This is a genomic window from Enterobacter quasimori (assembly GCF_018597345.1).
Lineage (GTDB): Bacteria > Pseudomonadota > Gammaproteobacteria > Enterobacterales > Enterobacteriaceae > Enterobacter > Enterobacter mori.
In genome coordinates, this window is the sequence record NZ_JAHEVU010000011.1 from 1 (window position 1) to 15,592 (window position 15,592).

At 50.3% G+C, this 15,592-nt stretch carries 32 protein-coding genes; 31 read left to right on the forward strand and 1 reads right to left on the reverse strand.

What is annotated here, in order from left to right; all coding sequences use genetic code 11:
- From KK102_RS21770 to bfr, 3 genes are all read left to right on the forward strand, one after another.
- Positions 1-168, forward strand: a 168-nt coding sequence (locus KK102_RS21770) for an EF-Tu C-terminal domain-related protein (RefSeq protein WP_023165744.1), incomplete at its 5' end; no start/stop codon positions are given.
- Positions 169-347: 179 nt separating this feature from the next.
- A complete protein-coding gene (bfd, locus tag KK102_RS21775) occupies positions 348-542 on the forward strand; it encodes a bacterioferritin-associated ferredoxin (protein WP_003863268.1) in 195 nt (64 codons plus the stop codon).
- A gap of 72 nt (positions 543-614) precedes the next feature.
- Complete coding sequence (gene bfr / locus KK102_RS21780) at positions 615-1,091, forward strand: bacterioferritin (RefSeq protein ID WP_089600728.1); 477 nt, start codon at positions 615-617, stop codon at positions 1,089-1,091.
- On the opposite strand, the gene KK102_RS21785 is transcribed toward bfr, so the two are convergent.
- The gene (locus KK102_RS21785) at positions 1,075-1,548 is read right to left on the reverse strand and encodes a prepilin peptidase (protein ID WP_216358419.1); all 474 of its coding nucleotides are present in this window, start codon (positions 1,546-1,548) and stop codon (positions 1,075-1,077) included. The genes bfr and KK102_RS21785 overlap by 17 nt on opposite strands.
- 380 nt (positions 1,549-1,928) lie before the next feature.
- Here KK102_RS21785 and rpsJ point away from each other — a divergent pair, with 380 nt between their 5' ends.
- The 28 genes from rpsJ (at position 1,929) to rplQ (ending at position 15,582) form a co-directional block, all read left to right on the forward strand.
- On the forward strand, positions 1,929-2,240 hold the full coding sequence (gene rpsJ, locus KK102_RS21790; protein ID WP_001181005.1) for a 30S ribosomal protein S10: 312 nt from the start codon (positions 1,929-1,931) through the stop codon (positions 2,238-2,240).
- Between the two features lie 32 nt (positions 2,241-2,272).
- Complete coding sequence (rplC, locus tag KK102_RS21795; protein ID WP_003863274.1) at positions 2,273-2,902, forward strand: 50S ribosomal protein L3; 630 nt, start codon at positions 2,273-2,275, stop codon at positions 2,900-2,902.
- 10 nt (positions 2,903-2,912) lie between these two features.
- Positions 2,913-3,518, forward strand: coding sequence for a 50S ribosomal protein L4 (gene rplD / locus KK102_RS21800; RefSeq protein ID WP_000424395.1), 606 nt, complete (start codon positions 2,913-2,915; stop codon positions 3,516-3,518).
- A complete protein-coding gene (gene rplW, locus KK102_RS21805) occupies positions 3,515-3,817 on the forward strand; it encodes a 50S ribosomal protein L23 (RefSeq protein ID WP_000617546.1) in 303 nt (100 codons plus the stop codon). The genes rplD and rplW overlap by 4 nt, the downstream gene beginning before the upstream one ends.
- Positions 3,818-3,834: 17 nt before the next feature.
- Positions 3,835-4,656: a 50S ribosomal protein L2 gene (rplB, locus tag KK102_RS21810; protein ID WP_008457150.1), complete on the forward strand. Its 822-nt coding sequence runs from the start codon at positions 3,835-3,837 to the stop codon at positions 4,654-4,656.
- 16 nt (positions 4,657-4,672) lie between these two features.
- Positions 4,673-4,951: a 30S ribosomal protein S19 gene (gene rpsS / locus KK102_RS21815; protein WP_001138117.1), complete on the forward strand. Its 279-nt coding sequence runs from the start codon at positions 4,673-4,675 to the stop codon at positions 4,949-4,951.
- A gap of 14 nt (positions 4,952-4,965) precedes the next feature.
- The gene (gene rplV / locus KK102_RS21820; RefSeq protein WP_002919773.1) at positions 4,966-5,298 is read left to right on the forward strand and encodes a 50S ribosomal protein L22; all 333 of its coding nucleotides are present in this window, start codon (positions 4,966-4,968) and stop codon (positions 5,296-5,298) included.
- 17 nt (positions 5,299-5,315) lie between these two features.
- Positions 5,316-6,017 carry a 30S ribosomal protein S3 gene (rpsC, locus tag KK102_RS21825; protein WP_000529945.1) on the forward strand — a complete coding sequence of 234 codons (702 nt, stop codon included), beginning with the start codon at positions 5,316-5,318 and terminating at the stop codon, positions 6,015-6,017.
- Between the two features lie 12 nt (positions 6,018-6,029).
- Positions 6,030-6,440: a 50S ribosomal protein L16 gene (rplP, locus tag KK102_RS21830; RefSeq protein WP_002919759.1), complete on the forward strand. Its 411-nt coding sequence runs from the start codon at positions 6,030-6,032 to the stop codon at positions 6,438-6,440.
- Positions 6,440-6,631 carry a 50S ribosomal protein L29 gene (rpmC, locus tag KK102_RS21835; protein WP_003863282.1) on the forward strand — a complete coding sequence of 64 codons (192 nt, stop codon included), beginning with the start codon at positions 6,440-6,442 and terminating at the stop codon, positions 6,629-6,631. The genes rplP and rpmC overlap by 1 nt, the downstream gene beginning before the upstream one ends.
- Entirely contained in the window at positions 6,631-6,885 is a 255-nt protein-coding gene (gene rpsQ / locus KK102_RS21840; RefSeq protein ID WP_008503489.1) for a 30S ribosomal protein S17, read from the forward strand. The genes rpmC and rpsQ overlap by 1 nt, the downstream gene beginning before the upstream one ends.
- Positions 6,886-7,051: 166 nt before the next feature.
- Entirely contained in the window at positions 7,052-7,423 is a 372-nt protein-coding gene (rplN, locus tag KK102_RS21845) for a 50S ribosomal protein L14 (protein WP_002919748.1), read from the forward strand.
- Positions 7,424-7,433: 10 nt separating this feature from the next.
- Positions 7,434-7,748, forward strand: a complete 315-nt coding sequence (rplX, locus tag KK102_RS21850) for a 50S ribosomal protein L24 (protein ID WP_003863287.1) — start codon at positions 7,434-7,436, stop codon at positions 7,746-7,748.
- A gap of 14 nt (positions 7,749-7,762) precedes the next feature.
- Complete coding sequence (gene rplE / locus KK102_RS21855; protein WP_001096206.1) at positions 7,763-8,302, forward strand: 50S ribosomal protein L5; 540 nt, start codon at positions 7,763-7,765, stop codon at positions 8,300-8,302.
- 14 nt (positions 8,303-8,316) lie between these two features.
- Positions 8,317-8,622: a 30S ribosomal protein S14 gene (gene rpsN, locus KK102_RS21860; protein WP_003863291.1), complete on the forward strand. Its 306-nt coding sequence runs from the start codon at positions 8,317-8,319 to the stop codon at positions 8,620-8,622.
- Between the two features lie 30 nt (positions 8,623-8,652).
- Positions 8,653-9,045, forward strand: coding sequence for a 30S ribosomal protein S8 (gene rpsH, locus KK102_RS21865; RefSeq protein ID WP_006178918.1), 393 nt, complete (start codon positions 8,653-8,655; stop codon positions 9,043-9,045).
- Positions 9,046-9,057: 12 nt separating this feature from the next.
- Positions 9,058-9,591 (forward strand): 50S ribosomal protein L6, encoded by a 534-nt coding sequence (rplF, locus tag KK102_RS21870; protein WP_003863296.1) that lies wholly within the window; start codon positions 9,058-9,060, stop codon positions 9,589-9,591.
- 9 nt (positions 9,592-9,600) lie between these two features.
- Positions 9,601-9,954 (forward strand): 50S ribosomal protein L18, encoded by a 354-nt coding sequence (gene rplR, locus KK102_RS21875; protein WP_003863297.1) that lies wholly within the window; start codon positions 9,601-9,603, stop codon positions 9,952-9,954.
- A 14-nt stretch (positions 9,955-9,968) separates the two neighbouring features.
- Positions 9,969-10,469: a 30S ribosomal protein S5 gene (rpsE, locus tag KK102_RS21880; RefSeq protein ID WP_003863299.1), complete on the forward strand. Its 501-nt coding sequence runs from the start codon at positions 9,969-9,971 to the stop codon at positions 10,467-10,469.
- A gap of 6 nt (positions 10,470-10,475) precedes the next feature.
- Positions 10,476-10,655, forward strand: a complete 180-nt coding sequence (gene rpmD, locus KK102_RS21885; RefSeq protein ID WP_003863301.1) for a 50S ribosomal protein L30 — start codon at positions 10,476-10,478, stop codon at positions 10,653-10,655.
- A 3-nt stretch (positions 10,656-10,658) separates the two neighbouring features.
- Positions 10,659-11,093: a 50S ribosomal protein L15 gene (rplO, locus tag KK102_RS21890; RefSeq protein WP_003863304.1), complete on the forward strand. Its 435-nt coding sequence runs from the start codon at positions 10,659-10,661 to the stop codon at positions 11,091-11,093.
- Between the two features lie 7 nt (positions 11,094-11,100).
- Complete coding sequence (gene secY / locus KK102_RS21895) at positions 11,101-12,432, forward strand: preprotein translocase subunit SecY (RefSeq protein ID WP_003863305.1); 1,332 nt, start codon at positions 11,101-11,103, stop codon at positions 12,430-12,432.
- Between the two features lie 31 nt (positions 12,433-12,463).
- Complete coding sequence (gene rpmJ / locus KK102_RS21900; RefSeq protein WP_000868187.1) at positions 12,464-12,580, forward strand: 50S ribosomal protein L36; 117 nt, start codon at positions 12,464-12,466, stop codon at positions 12,578-12,580.
- Between the two features lie 146 nt (positions 12,581-12,726).
- Entirely contained in the window at positions 12,727-13,083 is a 357-nt protein-coding gene (gene rpsM / locus KK102_RS21905; RefSeq protein ID WP_003863308.1) for a 30S ribosomal protein S13, read from the forward strand.
- 16 nt (positions 13,084-13,099) lie between these two features.
- A complete protein-coding gene (gene rpsK / locus KK102_RS21910; protein WP_003863312.1) occupies positions 13,100-13,489 on the forward strand; it encodes a 30S ribosomal protein S11 in 390 nt (129 codons plus the stop codon).
- Between the two features lie 33 nt (positions 13,490-13,522).
- Positions 13,523-14,143 carry a 30S ribosomal protein S4 gene (gene rpsD, locus KK102_RS21915; protein WP_042717062.1) on the forward strand — a complete coding sequence of 207 codons (621 nt, stop codon included), beginning with the start codon at positions 13,523-13,525 and terminating at the stop codon, positions 14,141-14,143.
- Between the two features lie 25 nt (positions 14,144-14,168).
- Positions 14,169-15,158 carry a DNA-directed RNA polymerase subunit alpha gene (locus tag KK102_RS21920; protein WP_002919219.1) on the forward strand — a complete coding sequence of 330 codons (990 nt, stop codon included), beginning with the start codon at positions 14,169-14,171 and terminating at the stop codon, positions 15,156-15,158.
- Positions 15,159-15,198: 40 nt separating this feature from the next.
- Entirely contained in the window at positions 15,199-15,582 is a 384-nt protein-coding gene (rplQ, locus tag KK102_RS21925) for a 50S ribosomal protein L17 (RefSeq protein ID WP_001216368.1), read from the forward strand.
- The last annotated feature ends 10 nt before the right edge of the window (positions 15,583-15,592 follow it).

The window sequence follows — 15,592 nt, forward strand, 5'->3', positions numbered from 1 at the left end:
GGTACCATCGAACTGCCAGAAGGCGTTGAGATGGTAATGCCAGGCGACAACATCAAGATGGTTGTGACTCTGATCCACCCAATCGCGATGGACGACGGTCTGCGTTTCGCAATCCGTGAAGGCGGCCGTACCGTTGGCGCGGGCGTTGTTGCTAAAGTTCTGGGCTAATTAATTATCCCTGAATGAAAAAAGGACGCTTCGGCGTCCTTTTTTGTTTTCTGGCGTTTTGAACCTGTCACAAATTTTCGCATTTTTTGCCTTCTTCCGTCTCGCATCCCGGCGTTTGTGCTATTGTAATCATAACCATTCTCACTTACACTTTGCGCATATTTTGAACGGGAGTTTTTATGTACGTTTGTTTATGTAATGGTGTGAGTGACAAAAAAATACGTCAGGCCGTTCGCCAGTTTCAGCCTCAGTCTTTCCAGCAGCTTCGCAAGTTTGTTCCGGTGGGAAATCAATGCGGTAAATGCGTTCGCGCAGCGCGTGAGATTATGCAGGACGAATTGATGCAGATCCCGGAATTCAAAGAGATCGCGTAAGCCCGTATCTTTTTTTTGACATCCCTGTAGCCCGATCTACGCTTCAATGAGTGGAAGCGGAGGGACTATATAATGAAAGGTGATGTTAAAATCATAAGTTATCTCAATAAATTATTGGGAAATGAGCTTGTCGCAATCAATCAGTATTTTCTCCATGCAAGAATGTTCAAAAACTGGGGGCTGACTCGCCTCAATGATGTTGAATACCATGAGTCCATCGATGAGATGAAGCACGCCGATAAATATATTGAGCGTATTTTATTCCTTGAAGGCATTCCAAACTTGCAGGATCTCGGCAAACTGGGCATCGGTGAAGATGTTGAGGAGATGCTGCGTTCCGACCTCAGACTGGAGCTCGAAGGCGCAAGAGATCTTCGAGAAGCCATCGCCTACGCGGACAGCGTCCATGATTATGTTAGTCGTGACATGATGATCCAGATCCTAGCCGATGAAGAAGGCCATATTGACTGGCTGGAGACTGAACTGGATCTCATTACCAAAATTGGCCTACAGAACTACCTTCAGTCGCAGATCAAAGTGGAAAGCTAATCAGGTTTTCCCAGCCAACGCATAAACCCGCTGCCGCCAGAAATGGCCCAAAAGGCAGCGGGTTTTTTAATGTCTGTTTATCAGGATGCACTAAAGAGAGGATGAGAAGACACAAAAGTGCCATCAGCGCGGCGACCAACGCCAGCAGCGGCAATACGCACCAGCCATGCCAGGCGCCTAATGCCGCCAGATATTTAACATCGCCATAGCCCATTCCTTCGAGGCGAAAGAAAAACCGATAGCCCCAGTAAATAATGGCAAAGCCAACATATCCTGCCATCGCACCCACCACCGCACTCGGCAGAAAATCAGGATGGATACAGAGCTGAAAGAGCAGGCCCACCCACAGCAGCGGGCAGAGAAGTTTATCGGGAAGCAGGCCGCAGCGGATATCTGCATAGACGAGAAAGGCTGTCAGCAAAAAATAGAACAGCAGAAAGGGGAGGGTGGTCAACATGGAAAAGGCCTCAACAGGATTTGAGCGCATCCTCGTTATAATCGGCCTGTCCGGCAATCTACAAAAACCACATTTGCGCAGGGGCTCCAGACAAAGATTCGAGAAGGGATACATTGCTTAAAAAGTTGCGAGTCCTTACGCATAACGCGCCTTTAGCGCTTAATTTCTAAACGGCACTTGCGTCTTTCTCTGATTTACGTATAATGCGCGGGCTTGTCGTAATTGACGGCTGGTTCGAACTGAACCGGAGTAACTCATTTTGTTACTCAACAATGCTCCCAATTGGGGAGCTACGTAAGAACGGTTACACTCTCCCATCAATCGTAATGGGTTTGAGGAGTAATCATTTTCGTTTATAAAATAATTGGAGCTCTGGTCTCATGCAGAACCAAAGAATCCGTATCCGCCTTAAAGCGTTTGATCATCGTCTGATCGATCAATCAACCGCGGAAATCGTCGAGACTGCTAAGCGCACTGGTGCGCAAGTCCGTGGTCCGATCCCGCTGCCGACCCGCAAAGAGCGCTTCACCGTTCTGATTTCCCCGCACGTCAACAAAGACGCGCGCGATCAGTACGAAATCCGCACTCACAAGCGTCTGGTTGACATCGTTGAGCCAACTGAGAAAACCGTTGATGCTCTGATGCGTCTGGATCTGGCTGCCGGTGTAGACGTGCAGATCAGCCTGGGTTAATCAGGTCATCGAGCGATTGAGAGGTTGAAACAATGATTGGTTTAGTCGGTAAAAAAGTGGGTATGACCCGCATCTTCACTGAAGATGGCGTTTCTATCCCAGTAACCGTAATCGAAGTTGAAGCAAACCGCGTTACTCAGGTTAAAGATCTGGCTAACGATGGCTACCGCGCTATTCAGGTTACCACTGGTGCTAAAAAAGCTAACCGTGTAACCAAACCAGAAGCGGGTCACTTCGCTAAAGCTGGCGTAGAAGCTGGCCGTGGTCTGTGGGAATTCCGTCTTGCTGAAGGCGAAGAGTTCACCGTAGGTCAGGACATTAGCGTTGAGCTGTTTGCTGACGTTAAAAAAGTTGACGTAACCGGTACCTCTAAAGGTAAAGGTTTTGCTGGTACCGTTAAGCGCTGGAACTTCCGTACCCAGGACGCTACCCACGGTAACTCCTTGTCTCACCGCGTTCCGGGTTCTATCGGTCAGAACCAGACTCCGGGCAAAGTGTTCAAAGGCAAGAAAATGGCAGGTCAGCTGGGTAACGAACGTGTAACCGTTCAGAGCCTGGACGTAGTACGTGTTGACGCTGAGCGCAACCTGCTGCTGGTTAAAGGTGCAGTTCCGGGTGCAACCGGTAGCGACCTGATCGTTAAACCAGCTGTGAAGGCGTAAGGGGATAGCAATGGAATTAGTATTGAAAGACGCGCAGAGCGCGCTGACTGTTTCCGAAACTACCTTCGGTCGTGATTTCAACGAAGCGCTGGTTCACCAGGTTGTTGTTGCTTATGCAGCTGGTGCTCGTCAGGGTACTCGTGCTCAGAAGACTCGTGCTGAAGTAACTGGTTCTGGCAAAAAGCCATGGCGCCAGAAAGGTACCGGCCGTGCGCGTTCAGGTTCTATCAAGAGCCCGATCTGGCGTTCAGGTGGCGTGACCTTCGCTGCGCGTCCACAGGACCACAGTCAAAAAGTTAACAAAAAGATGTACCGCGGCGCGCTGAAAAGCATCCTGTCCGAACTGGTACGTCAGGATCGTCTGATCGTTGTCGAGAAGTTCTCTGTTGAAGCGCCTAAAACTAAGCTGCTGGCACAGAAACTGAAAGACATGGCTCTGGAAGATGTGCTGATCATCACCGGTGAGCTGGACGAGAACCTGTTCCTGGCCGCACGTAACCTGCACAAGGTTGACGTACGCGATGCGACTGGTATCGACCCGGTTAGCCTGATCGCCTTCGACAAAGTCGTAATGACTGCTGATGCTGTTAAGCAAGTTGAGGAGATGCTGGCATGATTCGTGAAGAACGTCTGCTGAAGGTGCTTCGCGCACCGCACGTTTCTGAAAAAGCGTCTACTGCGATGGAAAAAACAAACACCATCGTTCTCAAAGTTGCTAAAGACGCGACCAAAGCAGAGATCAAAGCTGCTGTGCAGAAACTGTTTGAAGTCGAAGTCGAAGTCGTTAACACCCTGGTAGTTAAAGGGAAAGTTAAACGTCACGGACAGCGTATCGGTCGTCGTAGCGACTGGAAAAAAGCTTACGTCACCCTGAAAGAAGGCCAGAATCTGGACTTCGTTGGCGGCGCTGAGTAAGTCGGAGGAGTAATACAATGGCAGTTGTTAAATGTAAACCGACATCTCCGGGTCGTCGCCACGTAGTTAAAGTGGTTAACCCTGAGCTGCACAAGGGCAAACCTTTTGCTCCGTTGCTGGAAAAAAACAGCAAATCCGGTGGTCGTAACAACAATGGCCGTATCACCACTCGTCACATCGGTGGTGGCCACAAGCAGGCTTATCGTATTGTTGACTTCAAACGCAACAAAGACGGTATCCCAGCAGTTGTTGAGCGTCTTGAGTACGATCCGAACCGTTCCGCGAACATCGCGCTGGTTCTGTACAAAGATGGCGAACGCCGTTACATCCTGGCCCCTAAAGGCCTGAAAGCTGGCGACCAGATTCAGTCTGGCGTTGATGCTGCAATCAAAGCAGGTAACACCCTGCCGATGCGCAATATCCCGGTTGGTTCTACCGTTCATAACGTAGAAATGAAACCAGGTAAAGGCGGTCAGCTGGCACGTTCCGCAGGTACTTACGTTCAGATCGTTGCGCGCGACGGTGCTTATGTCACCCTGCGTCTGCGTTCTGGTGAAATGCGTAAAGTCGAAGCAGACTGCCGCGCTACTCTGGGCGAAGTTGGCAATGCTGAGCATATGCTGCGCGTTCTGGGTAAAGCAGGTGCTGCACGCTGGCGTGGTGTTCGTCCTACCGTTCGCGGTACTGCGATGAACCCAGTCGACCACCCACATGGTGGTGGTGAAGGTCGTAACTTTGGTAAGCACCCGGTATCTCCGTGGGGCGTTCAGACCAAAGGTAAGAAGACCCGCAGCAACAAGCGTACTGATAAATTTATCGTACGTCGCCGTAGCAAATAATTTTAGAGGATAAGCCATGCCACGTTCTCTCAAGAAAGGTCCTTTTATTGACCTGCACTTGCTGAAGAAGGTAGAGAAAGCGGTGGAAAGCGGAGACAAGAAGCCCCTGCGCACTTGGTCCCGTCGTTCAACGATCTTTCCTAACATGATCGGTTTGACCATCGCTGTCCATAATGGTCGTCAGCACGTTCCAGTCTTTGTTACCGACGAAATGGTTGGTCACAAACTGGGTGAATTCGCACCGACTCGTACTTATCGCGGCCACGCTGCTGATAAAAAAGCGAAGAAGAAATAAGGTAGGAGGAAGAGATGGAAACTTTAGCTCAACATCGCCATGCTCGTTCTTCTGCACAGAAGGTTCGCCTTGTTGCTGACCTGATTCGCGGTAAGAAAGTGTCGCAGGCCCTGGACATCCTGACCTATACCAATAAGAAAGCTGCGGTATTGGTCAAGAAAGTACTGGAATCTGCCATTGCTAACGCTGAACACAACGATGGCGCTGACATCGACGATCTGAAAGTCGCGAAAATTTTCGTAGATGAAGGCCCAAGCATGAAGCGCATTATGCCGCGTGCGAAAGGTCGTGCAGATCGCATCCTGAAGCGCACCAGCCACATTACTGTGGTTGTGTCCGATCGCTGAGACTCTGGAGACTAGCAATGGGTCAGAAAGTACATCCTAATGGTATTCGCCTGGGTATTGTAAAACCATGGAACTCTACCTGGTTTGCGAACACCAAAGAATTCGCTGACAACCTGGACAGCGATTTTAAAGTACGTCAGTACCTGACTAAGGAACTGGCTAAAGCGTCTGTATCTCGTATCGTTATCGAGCGTCCAGCGAAGAGCATCCGTGTGACTATTCACACTGCTCGTCCTGGCATCGTTATCGGTAAGAAAGGCGAAGACGTAGAAAAACTGCGCAAGGTCGTAGCGGATATCGCTGGCGTTCCTGCACAGATCAATATCGCTGAAGTTCGTAAGCCTGAACTGGACGCTAAATTGGTTGCTGACAGCATCACTTCCCAGCTGGAACGTCGCGTTATGTTCCGTCGTGCTATGAAGCGTGCTGTACAGAACGCAATGCGTCTGGGCGCTAAAGGTATCAAAGTTGAAGTTAGCGGCCGTCTGGGCGGCGCGGAAATCGCACGTACCGAATGGTACCGCGAAGGTCGCGTACCGCTGCACACTCTGCGTGCTGACATCGACTACAACACCTCTGAAGCGCACACCACTTACGGTGTAATCGGCGTTAAGGTATGGATCTTCAAAGGTGAGATCCTGGGTGGTATGGCTGCTGTTGAACAACCGGAAAAACCGGCTGCTCAACCTAAAAAGCAGCAGCGTAAAGGCCGTAAATAAGGAGCGTCGCTGATGTTACAACCAAAGCGTACAAAATTCCGTAAAGTGCACAAAGGCCGCAACCGTGGTCTGGCGCAGGGTACGGATGTTAGCTTCGGCACTTTCGGTCTGAAAGCTGTTGGCCGTGGTCGTCTGACTGCACGTCAGATCGAAGCAGCACGTCGTGCAATGACCCGTGCAGTTAAGCGTCAAGGTAAGATCTGGATCCGTGTATTCCCGGACAAACCGATCACCGAGAAGCCACTGGAAGTTCGTATGGGTAAAGGTAAAGGTAACGTGGAGTACTGGGTTGCCTTGATCCAACCGGGCAAAGTCCTTTATGAAATGGACGGTGTTCCGGAAGAGCTGGCCCGTGAAGCCTTCGGCCTGGCAGCAGCGAAACTGCCTATCAAAACCACCTTTGTAACTAAGACGGTGATGTAATGAAAGCAAAAGAGCTGCGTGAAAAAAGCGTTGAAGAGCTGAACGCTGAGCTGCTGAACCTGCTGCGTGAGCAGTTCAACCTGCGTATGCAGGCTGCAAGTGGCCAGCTGCAACAGACTCACCTGCTGAAGCAAGTGCGTCGCAATGTTGCACGCGTTAAGACTTTACTGACTCAGAAGGCGGGTGCGTAATGACCGATAAAATCCGTACTCTGCAAGGTCGTGTTGTTAGCGACAAAATGGAGAAATCCATTGTTGTAGCTATCGAACGTATTGTGAAACACCCGATCTACGGTAAATTCATCAAACGTACGACCAAACTGCACGTACATGACGAGAACAACGAATGTGGTATCGGCGACAAGGTTGAAATCCGTGAATGCCGTCCACTGTCCAAGACTAAGTCCTGGACGCTGGTTCGCGTTGTAGAGAAAGCGGTTCTGTAATACAGTACGCGTTCTCAATACGAATAAACGGCTCAGCGATGAGCCGTTTATTTTTTCTACCCATATTGTAGAAGCGGTGTTATAATGCCGCGCCCTCGATATGGGGCTTTTTAACGGCTCTGATTTTAGAGTCTCAGGTAGTAGTTGACATTAGCGGAGCACTAAAATGATCCAAGAACAGACTATGCTGAACGTCGCCGACAACTCCGGTGCACGTCGCGTAATGTGTATCAAGGTTCTGGGTGGCTCGCACCGTCGCTACGCAGGCGTAGGCGACATCATCAAGATCACCATCAAGGAAGCAATTCCACGTGGTAAGGTCAAAAAAGGTGATGTGCTGAAGGCGGTAGTGGTGCGCACCAAGAAGGGTGTTCGTCGCCCTGACGGTTCTGTCATTCGCTTCGATGGTAATGCATGCGTTATTTTAAACAATAACAGCGAGCAGCCTATCGGCACGCGTATCTTTGGGCCGGTAACTCGTGAACTTCGTACTGAGAAGTTCATGAAAATTATCTCTCTGGCACCAGAAGTACTCTAAGGAGCGAATCATGGCAGCGAAAATCCGTCGTGATGACGAAGTTATCGTGTTAACCGGTAAAGATAAAGGTAAACGCGGTAAAGTAAAAAATGTTCTGTCTTCCGGCAAACTTGTCGTTGAAGGTATCAACCTGGTTAAGAAACATCAGAAGCCGGTTCCGGCCCTGAACCAACCAGGTGGCATCGTTGAAAAAGAAGCTGCTATTCAGGTTTCTAACGTTGCAATCTTCAATGCGGCTACCGGCAAGGCTGACCGTGTAGGCTTTAGATTCGAAGACGGCAAAAAAGTCCGTTTCTTCAAGTCTAACAGCGAAACTATCAAGTAATTTGGAGTAGTACGATGGCGAAACTGCATGATTACTACAAAGACGAAGTAGTTAACAAACTCATGACTGAGTTTAACTACAATTCTGTCATGCAAGTCCCTCGGGTCGAGAAGATCACCCTGAACATGGGTGTTGGTGAAGCGATCGCTGACAAGAAACTGCTGGATAACGCAGCAGCTGACCTGACAGCAATCTCCGGTCAAAAACCGCTGATCACCAAAGCACGCAAATCTGTTGCAGGCTTCAAAATCCGTCAGGGCTATCCGATCGGCTGTAAAGTAACTCTGCGTGGCGAACGCATGTGGGAGTTCTTTGAGCGCCTGATCACTATTGCTGTTCCACGTATCCGTGACTTCCGTGGCTTGTCCGCTAAGTCTTTCGACGGCCGTGGTAACTACAGCATGGGTGTCCGTGAGCAGATCATCTTCCCAGAAATCGACTACGATAAAGTCGACCGCGTGCGTGGTTTGGATATTACCATTACCACTACTGCGAAATCTGACGAAGAAGGCCGTGCTCTGCTGGCTGCCTTTGACTTCCCGTTCCGCAAGTAAGGTAGGGTTACTGAATGGCTAAGCAATCAATGAAAGCACGCGAAGTAAAGCGCGTAGCTTTAGCTGATAAATTCTTCGCTAAACGCGCTGAACTGAAAGCGATCATTTCTGATGTGAACGCTTCCGACGAAGATCGTTGGAATGCGGTTCTCAAGCTGCAGTCTCTGCCGCGTGATTCCAGCCCGTCTCGTCAGCGTAACCGCTGTCGTCAAACAGGTCGTCCACATGGTTATGTGGGCAAGTTTGGGTTGAGCCGTATCAAACTGCGTGAAGCCGCTATGCGCGGTGAAGTGCCAGGCTTGAAAAAGGCTAGCTGGTAATTACCAATTGAATCACGGGAGTAAAGACAGATGAGCATGCAAGATCCGATCGCGGATATGCTGACCCGTATCCGTAACGGTCAGGCCGCGAACAAAGTTGCGGTCACCATGCCTTCCGCCAAGCTGAAAGTGGCAATTGCCAACGTGCTGAAGGAAGAAGGTTTTATCGAAGATTTTAAAGTTGAAGGCGACACCAAGCCGGAACTGGAACTTACTCTCAAGTATTTCCAGGGTAAAGCTGTTGTAGAAAGCATTCAGCGTGTCAGCCGCCCAGGCCTGCGCATCTATAAGAAAAAAGATGAGCTGCCAAAAGTTATGGCTGGTCTTGGTATCGCAGTTGTTTCTACCTCTAAAGGTGTTATGACTGATCGTGCAGCGCGCCAGGCTGGTCTTGGTGGCGAAATTATCTGCTACGTAGCCTAATCGGAGGAAAGAATGTCTCGTGTTGCTAAAGCACCGGTCGTTATTCCTGCCGGCGTTGATGTAAAAATCGACGGTCAGGTTATTACGATCAAAGGTAAAAACGGCGAGCTGACTCGTACCCTCAACAAAGCTGTTGAAGTTAAACATGCAGATAATGCTCTGACCTTCGGTCCACGTGATGGTTTCGTGGATGGATGGGCTCAGGCTGGTACCGCGCGTGCCCTGCTGAACTCAATGGTTGTTGGTGTTACCGAAGGCTTCACTAAAAAGCTTCAGCTGGTTGGTGTAGGTTATCGTGCAGCTATCAAAGGGAATGCAGTAGGCCTGTCTCTGGGCTTCTCACACCCTGTTGAGCATCCGCTGCCGGCCGGTATCACTGCAGAATGCCCGACTCAAACTGAAATCGTGCTGAAAGGCGCTGATAAACAGCTGATCGGTCAGGTTGCAGCAGATCTGCGCGCCTACCGTCGTCCTGAGCCTTACAAAGGCAAGGGTGTTCGTTACGCCGACGAAGTCGTGCGTACCAAAGAGGCTAAGAAGAAGTAAGGTAACACTATGGATAAGAAATCTGCTCGTATCCGTCGTGCGACCCGCGCACGCCGCAAGCTCAAAGAGCTGGGTGCAACTCGCCTGGTGGTACATCGTACCCCGCGTCATATTTACGCACAGGTAATTGCACCGAACGGTTCTGAAGTTCTGGTAGCTGCTTCTACTGTAGAAAAAGCTATCTCAGAACAATTGAAGTACACCGGTAACAAAGACGCCGCTGCAGCTGTAGGTAAAGCTGTTGCTGAACGCGCTCTGGAAAAAGGCATCAGCAATGTTTCCTTTGACCGTTCCGGGTTCCAATATCATGGTCGTGTCCAGGCACTGGCAGATGCTGCCCGTGAAGCTGGCCTTCAGTTCTAAGGTAGAGGTGTAAGATGGCTCACATCGAAAAACAGGCTGGCGAACTGCAGGAAAAGCTGATCGCGGTAAACCGCGTATCTAAAACCGTTAAAGGTGGTCGTATTTTCTCCTTCACAGCTCTGACTGTAGTAGGCGATGGTAACGGTCGCGTTGGTTTTGGTTACGGTAAAGCGCGTGAAGTTCCAGCAGCGATCCAGAAAGCGATGGAAAAAGCCCGTCGCAACATGATTAACGTCGCGCTGAACAACGGCACCCTGCAGCACCCAGTTAAAGGTGTTCACACGGGTTCTCGTGTATTCATGCAGCCAGCTTCAGAAGGTACCGGTATCATCGCCGGTGGTGCAATGCGCGCCGTTCTGGAAGTTGCTGGGGTTCATAACGTTCTGGCTAAAGCATATGGTTCCACCAACCCGATCAACGTGGTTCGTGCAACTATTGATGGCCTGGAAAATATGAATTCTCCAGAAATGGTCGCTGCCAAGCGTGGTAAATCCGTTGAAGAAATTCTGGGGTAATTGACCATGGCAAAGACTATTAAAATCACTCAAACCCGCAGTGCAATCGGTCGTCTGCCGAAACATAAGGCAACGCTGCTTGGCCTGGGTCTGCGTCGTATTGGTCATACCGTTGAGCGCGAGGATACTCCTGCTGTTCGTGGTATGGTCAACGCGGTTTACTTCATGGTTAAAGTTGAGGAGTAAGAGATGCGTTTAAATACTCTGTCTCCGGCCGAAGGCTCTAAAAAGGCGGGTAAACGCCTGGGTCGTGGTATCGGTTCTGGCCTCGGCAAAACCGGTGGTCGTGGTCACAAAGGTCAGAACTCTCGTTCTGGCGGTGGCGTACGTCGCGGTTTCGAGGGTGGCCAGATGCCACTGTACCGTCGTCTGCCGAAGTTCGGCTTCACCTCTCGCAAAGCAGCGATCACAGCGGAAATCCGTCTGTCTGACCTGGCGAAAGTTGAAGGCGGCGTTGTAGACCTGAACACGCTGAAAGCAGCAAACATTATCGGTATCCAGATCGAGTTCGCGAAAGTGATCCTGGCTGGTGAAGTTTCTACTCCGGTAACTGTTCGTGGCCTGCGTGTTACTAAAGGTGCTCGTGCTGCTATCGAAGCTGCTGGCGGTAAAATTGAGGAATAAGTAGCAGATGGCTAAGCAACCGGGATTAGATTTTCAAAGTGCCAAAGGTGGATTTGGCGAGCTGAAACGCAGACTGCTGTTTGTTATCGGCGCGCTGATTGTGTTCCGTATTGGCTCTTTTATTCCGATCCCTGGTATCGATGCCGCTGTACTTGCCAAACTGCTTGAGCAACAGCGAGGCACCATCATTGAAATGTTCAACATGTTCTCTGGTGGTGCTCTCAGCCGTGCTTCTATCTTCGCATTGGGTATTATGCCGTACATTTCGGCATCTATTATTATCCAACTGCTGACGGTCGTTCATCCGGCCCTGGCAGAGTTGAAGAAAGAAGGGGAGTCTGGACGTCGTAAGATTAGTCAGTACACCCGTTACGGTACTCTGGTGCTGGCAATATTCCAGTCGATCGGTATTGCTACCGGTCTGCCGAATATGCCTGGTATGCAGGGCCTGGTATTAAACCCGGGCTTTGCATTCTACTTCACCGCTGTTGTAAGTCTGGTCACAGGGACGATGTTCCTGATGTGGCTCGGCGAACAGATTACTGAGCGTGGTATCGGTAACGGTATCTCAATCATTATCTTCGCCGGTATTGTTGCGGGCCTCCCGCCAGCCATCGCCCATACTATCGAGCAAGCGCGTCAAGGCGACCTGCACTTCCTCCTGTTGCTGTTGGTTGCAGTATTAGTATTTGCAGTGACGTTCTTTGTTGTCTTCGTTGAACGTGGTCAACGCCGCATTGTGGTGAACTACGCTAAACGTCAGCAGGGTCGTCGTGTCTATGCTGCACAGAGCACACATTTACCGCTGAAAGTGAACATGGCGGGGGTTATCCCGGCTATCTTCGCTTCCAGTATTATTCTGTTCCCGGCAACCATCGCGTCATGGTTCGGGGGCGGTACTGGTTGGAACTGGCTGACAACAATTTCGCTGTATTTGCAGCCTGGGCAACCACTTTATGTGTTACTCTATGCGTCTGCGATCATCTTCTTCTGTTTCTTCTACACGGCGTTGGTCTTCAACCCGCGTGAAACAGCAGATAACCTGAAGAAGTCCGGTGCATTTGTACCAGGAATTCGTCCGGGAGAGCAAACGGCGAAGTATATCGATAAAGTAATGACTCGCCTGACTTTGGTTGGTGCGCTTTATATTACTTTTATCTGCCTGATCCCGGAGTTCATGCGTGATGCAATGAAAGTACCGTTCTACTTCGGTGGGACCTCACTGCTTATCGTTGTTGTCGTGATTATGGACTTTATGGCTCAAGTGCAAACTCTGATGATGTCCAGTCAGTATGAGTCTGCATTGAAGAAGGCGAACCTGAAAGGCTACGGCCGCTAAATGGTCGCCTGAGAAGTTACGGAGAGTAAAAATGAAAGTTCGTGCTTCCGTCAAGAAATTATGCCGTAACTGCAAAATCGTTAAGCGTGATGGTGTCATCCGTGTGATTTGCAGTGCCGAGCCGAAGCATAAACAGCGCCAAGGCTGATTATTTCGCATATTTTTCTTGCAAAGTTGGGTTGAGCTGGCTAGATTAGCCAGCCAATCTTTTGTATGTCTGTACGTTTCCATTTGAGTATCCTGAAAACGGGCTTTTCAGCATGGTGCGTACATATTAAATAGTAGGAGTGCATAGTGGCCCGTATAGCAGGCATTAACATTCCTGATCAGAAACATGCTGTGATCGCATTAACTTCGATCTACGGCGTCGGCAAGACCCGTTCTAAAGCCATTCTGGCTGCAGCGGGTATCGCTGAAGATGTTAAGATCAGTGAGCTGTCTGAAGAACAAATCGACACGCTGCGTGACGAAGTTGCCAAATTTGTCGTTGAAGGTGATCTGCGCCGTGAAATCAGCATGAGCATCAAGCGCCTGATGGATCTTGGTTGCTATCGCGGTTTGCGTCATCGTCGTGGTCTGCCAGTGCGCGGTCAGCGTACTAAGACCAACGCACGTACCCGTAAGGGTCCGCGCAAACCGATCAAGAAATAATCGGGGTGATTGAATAATGGCAAAGGCACCAGTTCGTGCACGTAAACGTGTAAGAAAACAAGTCTCTGACGGCGTGGCTCATATCCATGCTTCTTTCAACAACACCATCGTTACTATTACTGATCGTCAGGGTAACGCATTGGGTTGGGCAACAGCCGGTGGTTCCGGTTTCCGTGGTTCTCGCAAATCCACTCCGTTCGCAGCTCAGGTTGCAGCAGAGCGTTGCGCTGAAGCCGTAAAAGAATACGGCATCAAGAATCTGGAAGTTATGGTTAAAGGTCCGGGTCCGGGTCGTGAATCTACTGTTCGCGCTCTGAACGCCGCTGGTTTCCGCATCACGAATATTACTGATGTGACTCCGATCCCTCATAACGGTTGTCGTCCGCCGAAAAAACGTCGCGTATAACGCTCCGTTTTTTAGGTTAGTTGGAGATAGAAAATGGCAAGATATTTGGGTCCTAAGCTCAAGCTGAGCCGTCGTGAGGGCACCGACTTATTCCTTAAGTCTGGCGTTCGCGCGATCGATACCAAGTGTAAAATTGAACAAGCTCCTGGCCAGCACGGTGCGCGTAAACCGCGTCTGTCTGACTATGGTGTGCAGTTGCGTGAAAAGCAAAAAGTTCGCCGTACCTACGGTGTGCTGGAGCGTCAGTTCCGTAACTACTATAAAGAAGCAGCACGTCTGAAAGGCAACACAGGTGAAAACCTGCTGGCTCTGCTGGAAGGTCGTCTGGACAACGTTGTATACCGTATGGGCTTCGGCGCTACTCGTGCTGAATCACGTCAGCTGGTTAGCCACAAAGCAATCATGGTAAACGGTCGTGTTGTTAACATCGCTTCTTATCAGGTTAAAGCGAATGACGTTGTTAGCATTCGTGAGAAAGCGAAAAAGCAATCTCGCGTGAAGGCCGCTCTGGAGCTGGCTGAGCAGCGTGAAAAGCCAACCTGGCTGGAAGTTGATGCTGGCAAGATGGAAGGTACGTTCAAGCGTCAGCCAGAACGTTCTGATCTGTCTGCGGACATTAACGAACACCTGATCGTCGAGCTTTACTCCAAGTAAAGCTTAGTACCAAAGAGAGGACACAATGCAGGGTTCTGTGACAGAGTTTCTAAAACCGCGCCTGGTAGATATCGAGCAAGTGAGTTCGACGCACGCCAAGGTGACCCTTGAGCCTTTAGAGCGTGGCTTTGGCCATACTCTGGGTAACGCACTGCGCCGTATTCTGCTCTCATCGATGCCGGGTTGCGCGGTGACCGAGGTTGAGATTGATGGTGTACTTCATGAGTACAGCACCAAAGAAGGCGTTCAGGAAGATATCCTTGAAATCCTGCTCAACCTGAAAGGGCTGGCGGTGAGAGTTCAGGGTAAAGATGAAGTTATTCTTACTCTGAATAAATCTGGCATTGGCCCTGTGACTGCAGCCGACATCACCCACGACGGTGATGTTGAAATCGTCAAGCCGCAGCACGTGATCTGCCACCTGACCGATGAGAACGCAGCGATTAGCATGCGTATCAAAGTTCAGCGCGGTCGTGGTTATGTGCCGGCTTCTGCCCGAATTCATTCGGAAGAAGATGAGCGCCCAATCGGCCGTCTGCTGGTCGACGCATGCTACAGCCCTGTAGAGCGTATTGCCTACAATGTTGAAGCAGCGCGTGTAGAACAGCGTACCGACCTGGACAAGCTGGTCATCGAAATGGAAACCAATGGCACAATCGATCCTGAAGAGGCGATTCGTCGTGCGGCAACCATCCTGGCAGAACAACTGGAAGCTTTCGTTGACTTACGTGATGTACGTCAGCCGGAAGTGAAAGAAGAGAAACCAGAATTCGATCCGATCCTGCTGCGCCCTGTTGACGATCTGGAATTGACTGTCCGCTCTGCTAACTGCCTTAAGGCAGAAGCTATCCACTATATCGGTGATCTGGTACAGCGTACCGAGGTTGAGTTGCTGAAAACGCCGAACCTGGGTAAAAAATCTCTTACTGAGATTAAAGACGTGCTGGCTTCACGTGGTCTGTCTCTGGGCATGCGCCTGGAAAACTGGCCACCGGCAAGCATTGCTGACGAGTAACCGGATCACAGGTTAAGGTTTTACTGAGAAGGATAAGGTCATGCGCCATCGTAAGAGTGGTCGTCAACTGAACCGCAACAGCAGCCATCGCCAGGCTATGTTCCGCAACATGGCAGGTTCACTGGTTCGTCATGAGATCATCAAGACGACCCTGCCTAAAGCGAAAGAGCTGCGTCGCGTAGTTGAGCCGCTGATTACTCTTGCCAAGACTGACAGCGTTGCTAATCGTCGTCTGGCATTCGCCCGTACTCGTGATAACGAGATCGTGGCAAAACTGTTTAACGAACTGGGCCCGCGTTTCGCGAGCCGTGCCGGTGGTTACACTCGTATTCTGAAGTGTGGCTTCCGTGCAGGCGACAACGCGCCGATGGCTTACATCGAGCTGGTTGATCGTTCAGAGAAAGCAGAAGCTGCTGCAGAGTAATCTGTAGTAA

Bases quoted from the DNA above. Each gene is read 5' to 3' on its own strand.
- bfd (WP_003863268.1), top strand. From the start codon at position 348: ATGTACGTTTGTTTATGTAATGGTGTGAGTGACAAAAAAATACGTCAG.
- bfr (WP_089600728.1), top strand. From the start codon at position 615: ATGAAAGGTGATGTTAAAATCATAAGTTATCTCAATAAATTATTGGGA.
- KK102_RS21785 (WP_216358419.1), bottom strand. From the start codon at position 1,548: ATGTTGACCACCCTCCCCTTTCTGCTGTTCTATTTTTTGCTGACAGCC.
- rpsJ (WP_001181005.1), top strand. From the start codon at position 1,929: ATGCAGAACCAAAGAATCCGTATCCGCCTTAAAGCGTTTGATCATCGT.
- rplC (WP_003863274.1), top strand. From the start codon at position 2,273: ATGATTGGTTTAGTCGGTAAAAAAGTGGGTATGACCCGCATCTTCACT.
- rplD (WP_000424395.1), top strand. From the start codon at position 2,913: ATGGAATTAGTATTGAAAGACGCGCAGAGCGCGCTGACTGTTTCCGAA.
- rplW (WP_000617546.1), top strand. From the start codon at position 3,515: ATGATTCGTGAAGAACGTCTGCTGAAGGTGCTTCGCGCACCGCACGTT.
- rplB (WP_008457150.1), top strand. From the start codon at position 3,835: ATGGCAGTTGTTAAATGTAAACCGACATCTCCGGGTCGTCGCCACGTA.
- rpsS (WP_001138117.1), top strand. From the start codon at position 4,673: ATGCCACGTTCTCTCAAGAAAGGTCCTTTTATTGACCTGCACTTGCTG.
- rplV (WP_002919773.1), top strand. From the start codon at position 4,966: ATGGAAACTTTAGCTCAACATCGCCATGCTCGTTCTTCTGCACAGAAG.
- rpsC (WP_000529945.1), top strand. From the start codon at position 5,316: ATGGGTCAGAAAGTACATCCTAATGGTATTCGCCTGGGTATTGTAAAA.
- rplP (WP_002919759.1), top strand. From the start codon at position 6,030: ATGTTACAACCAAAGCGTACAAAATTCCGTAAAGTGCACAAAGGCCGC.
- rpmC (WP_003863282.1), top strand. From the start codon at position 6,440: ATGAAAGCAAAAGAGCTGCGTGAAAAAAGCGTTGAAGAGCTGAACGCT.
- rpsQ (WP_008503489.1), top strand. From the start codon at position 6,631: ATGACCGATAAAATCCGTACTCTGCAAGGTCGTGTTGTTAGCGACAAA.
- rplN (WP_002919748.1), top strand. From the start codon at position 7,052: ATGATCCAAGAACAGACTATGCTGAACGTCGCCGACAACTCCGGTGCA.
- rplX (WP_003863287.1), top strand. From the start codon at position 7,434: ATGGCAGCGAAAATCCGTCGTGATGACGAAGTTATCGTGTTAACCGGT.
- rplE (WP_001096206.1), top strand. From the start codon at position 7,763: ATGGCGAAACTGCATGATTACTACAAAGACGAAGTAGTTAACAAACTC.
- rpsN (WP_003863291.1), top strand. From the start codon at position 8,317: ATGGCTAAGCAATCAATGAAAGCACGCGAAGTAAAGCGCGTAGCTTTA.
- rpsH (WP_006178918.1), top strand. From the start codon at position 8,653: ATGAGCATGCAAGATCCGATCGCGGATATGCTGACCCGTATCCGTAAC.
- rplF (WP_003863296.1), top strand. From the start codon at position 9,058: ATGTCTCGTGTTGCTAAAGCACCGGTCGTTATTCCTGCCGGCGTTGAT.
- rplR (WP_003863297.1), top strand. From the start codon at position 9,601: ATGGATAAGAAATCTGCTCGTATCCGTCGTGCGACCCGCGCACGCCGC.
- rpsE (WP_003863299.1), top strand. From the start codon at position 9,969: ATGGCTCACATCGAAAAACAGGCTGGCGAACTGCAGGAAAAGCTGATC.
- rpmD (WP_003863301.1), top strand. From the start codon at position 10,476: ATGGCAAAGACTATTAAAATCACTCAAACCCGCAGTGCAATCGGTCGT.
- rplO (WP_003863304.1), top strand. From the start codon at position 10,659: ATGCGTTTAAATACTCTGTCTCCGGCCGAAGGCTCTAAAAAGGCGGGT.
- secY (WP_003863305.1), top strand. From the start codon at position 11,101: ATGGCTAAGCAACCGGGATTAGATTTTCAAAGTGCCAAAGGTGGATTT.
- rpmJ (WP_000868187.1), top strand. From the start codon at position 12,464: ATGAAAGTTCGTGCTTCCGTCAAGAAATTATGCCGTAACTGCAAAATC.
- rpsK (WP_003863312.1), top strand. From the start codon at position 13,100: ATGGCAAAGGCACCAGTTCGTGCACGTAAACGTGTAAGAAAACAAGTC.
- rpsD (WP_042717062.1), top strand. From the start codon at position 13,523: ATGGCAAGATATTTGGGTCCTAAGCTCAAGCTGAGCCGTCGTGAGGGC.
- KK102_RS21920 (WP_002919219.1), top strand. From the start codon at position 14,169: ATGCAGGGTTCTGTGACAGAGTTTCTAAAACCGCGCCTGGTAGATATC.
- rplQ (WP_001216368.1), top strand. From the start codon at position 15,199: ATGCGCCATCGTAAGAGTGGTCGTCAACTGAACCGCAACAGCAGCCAT.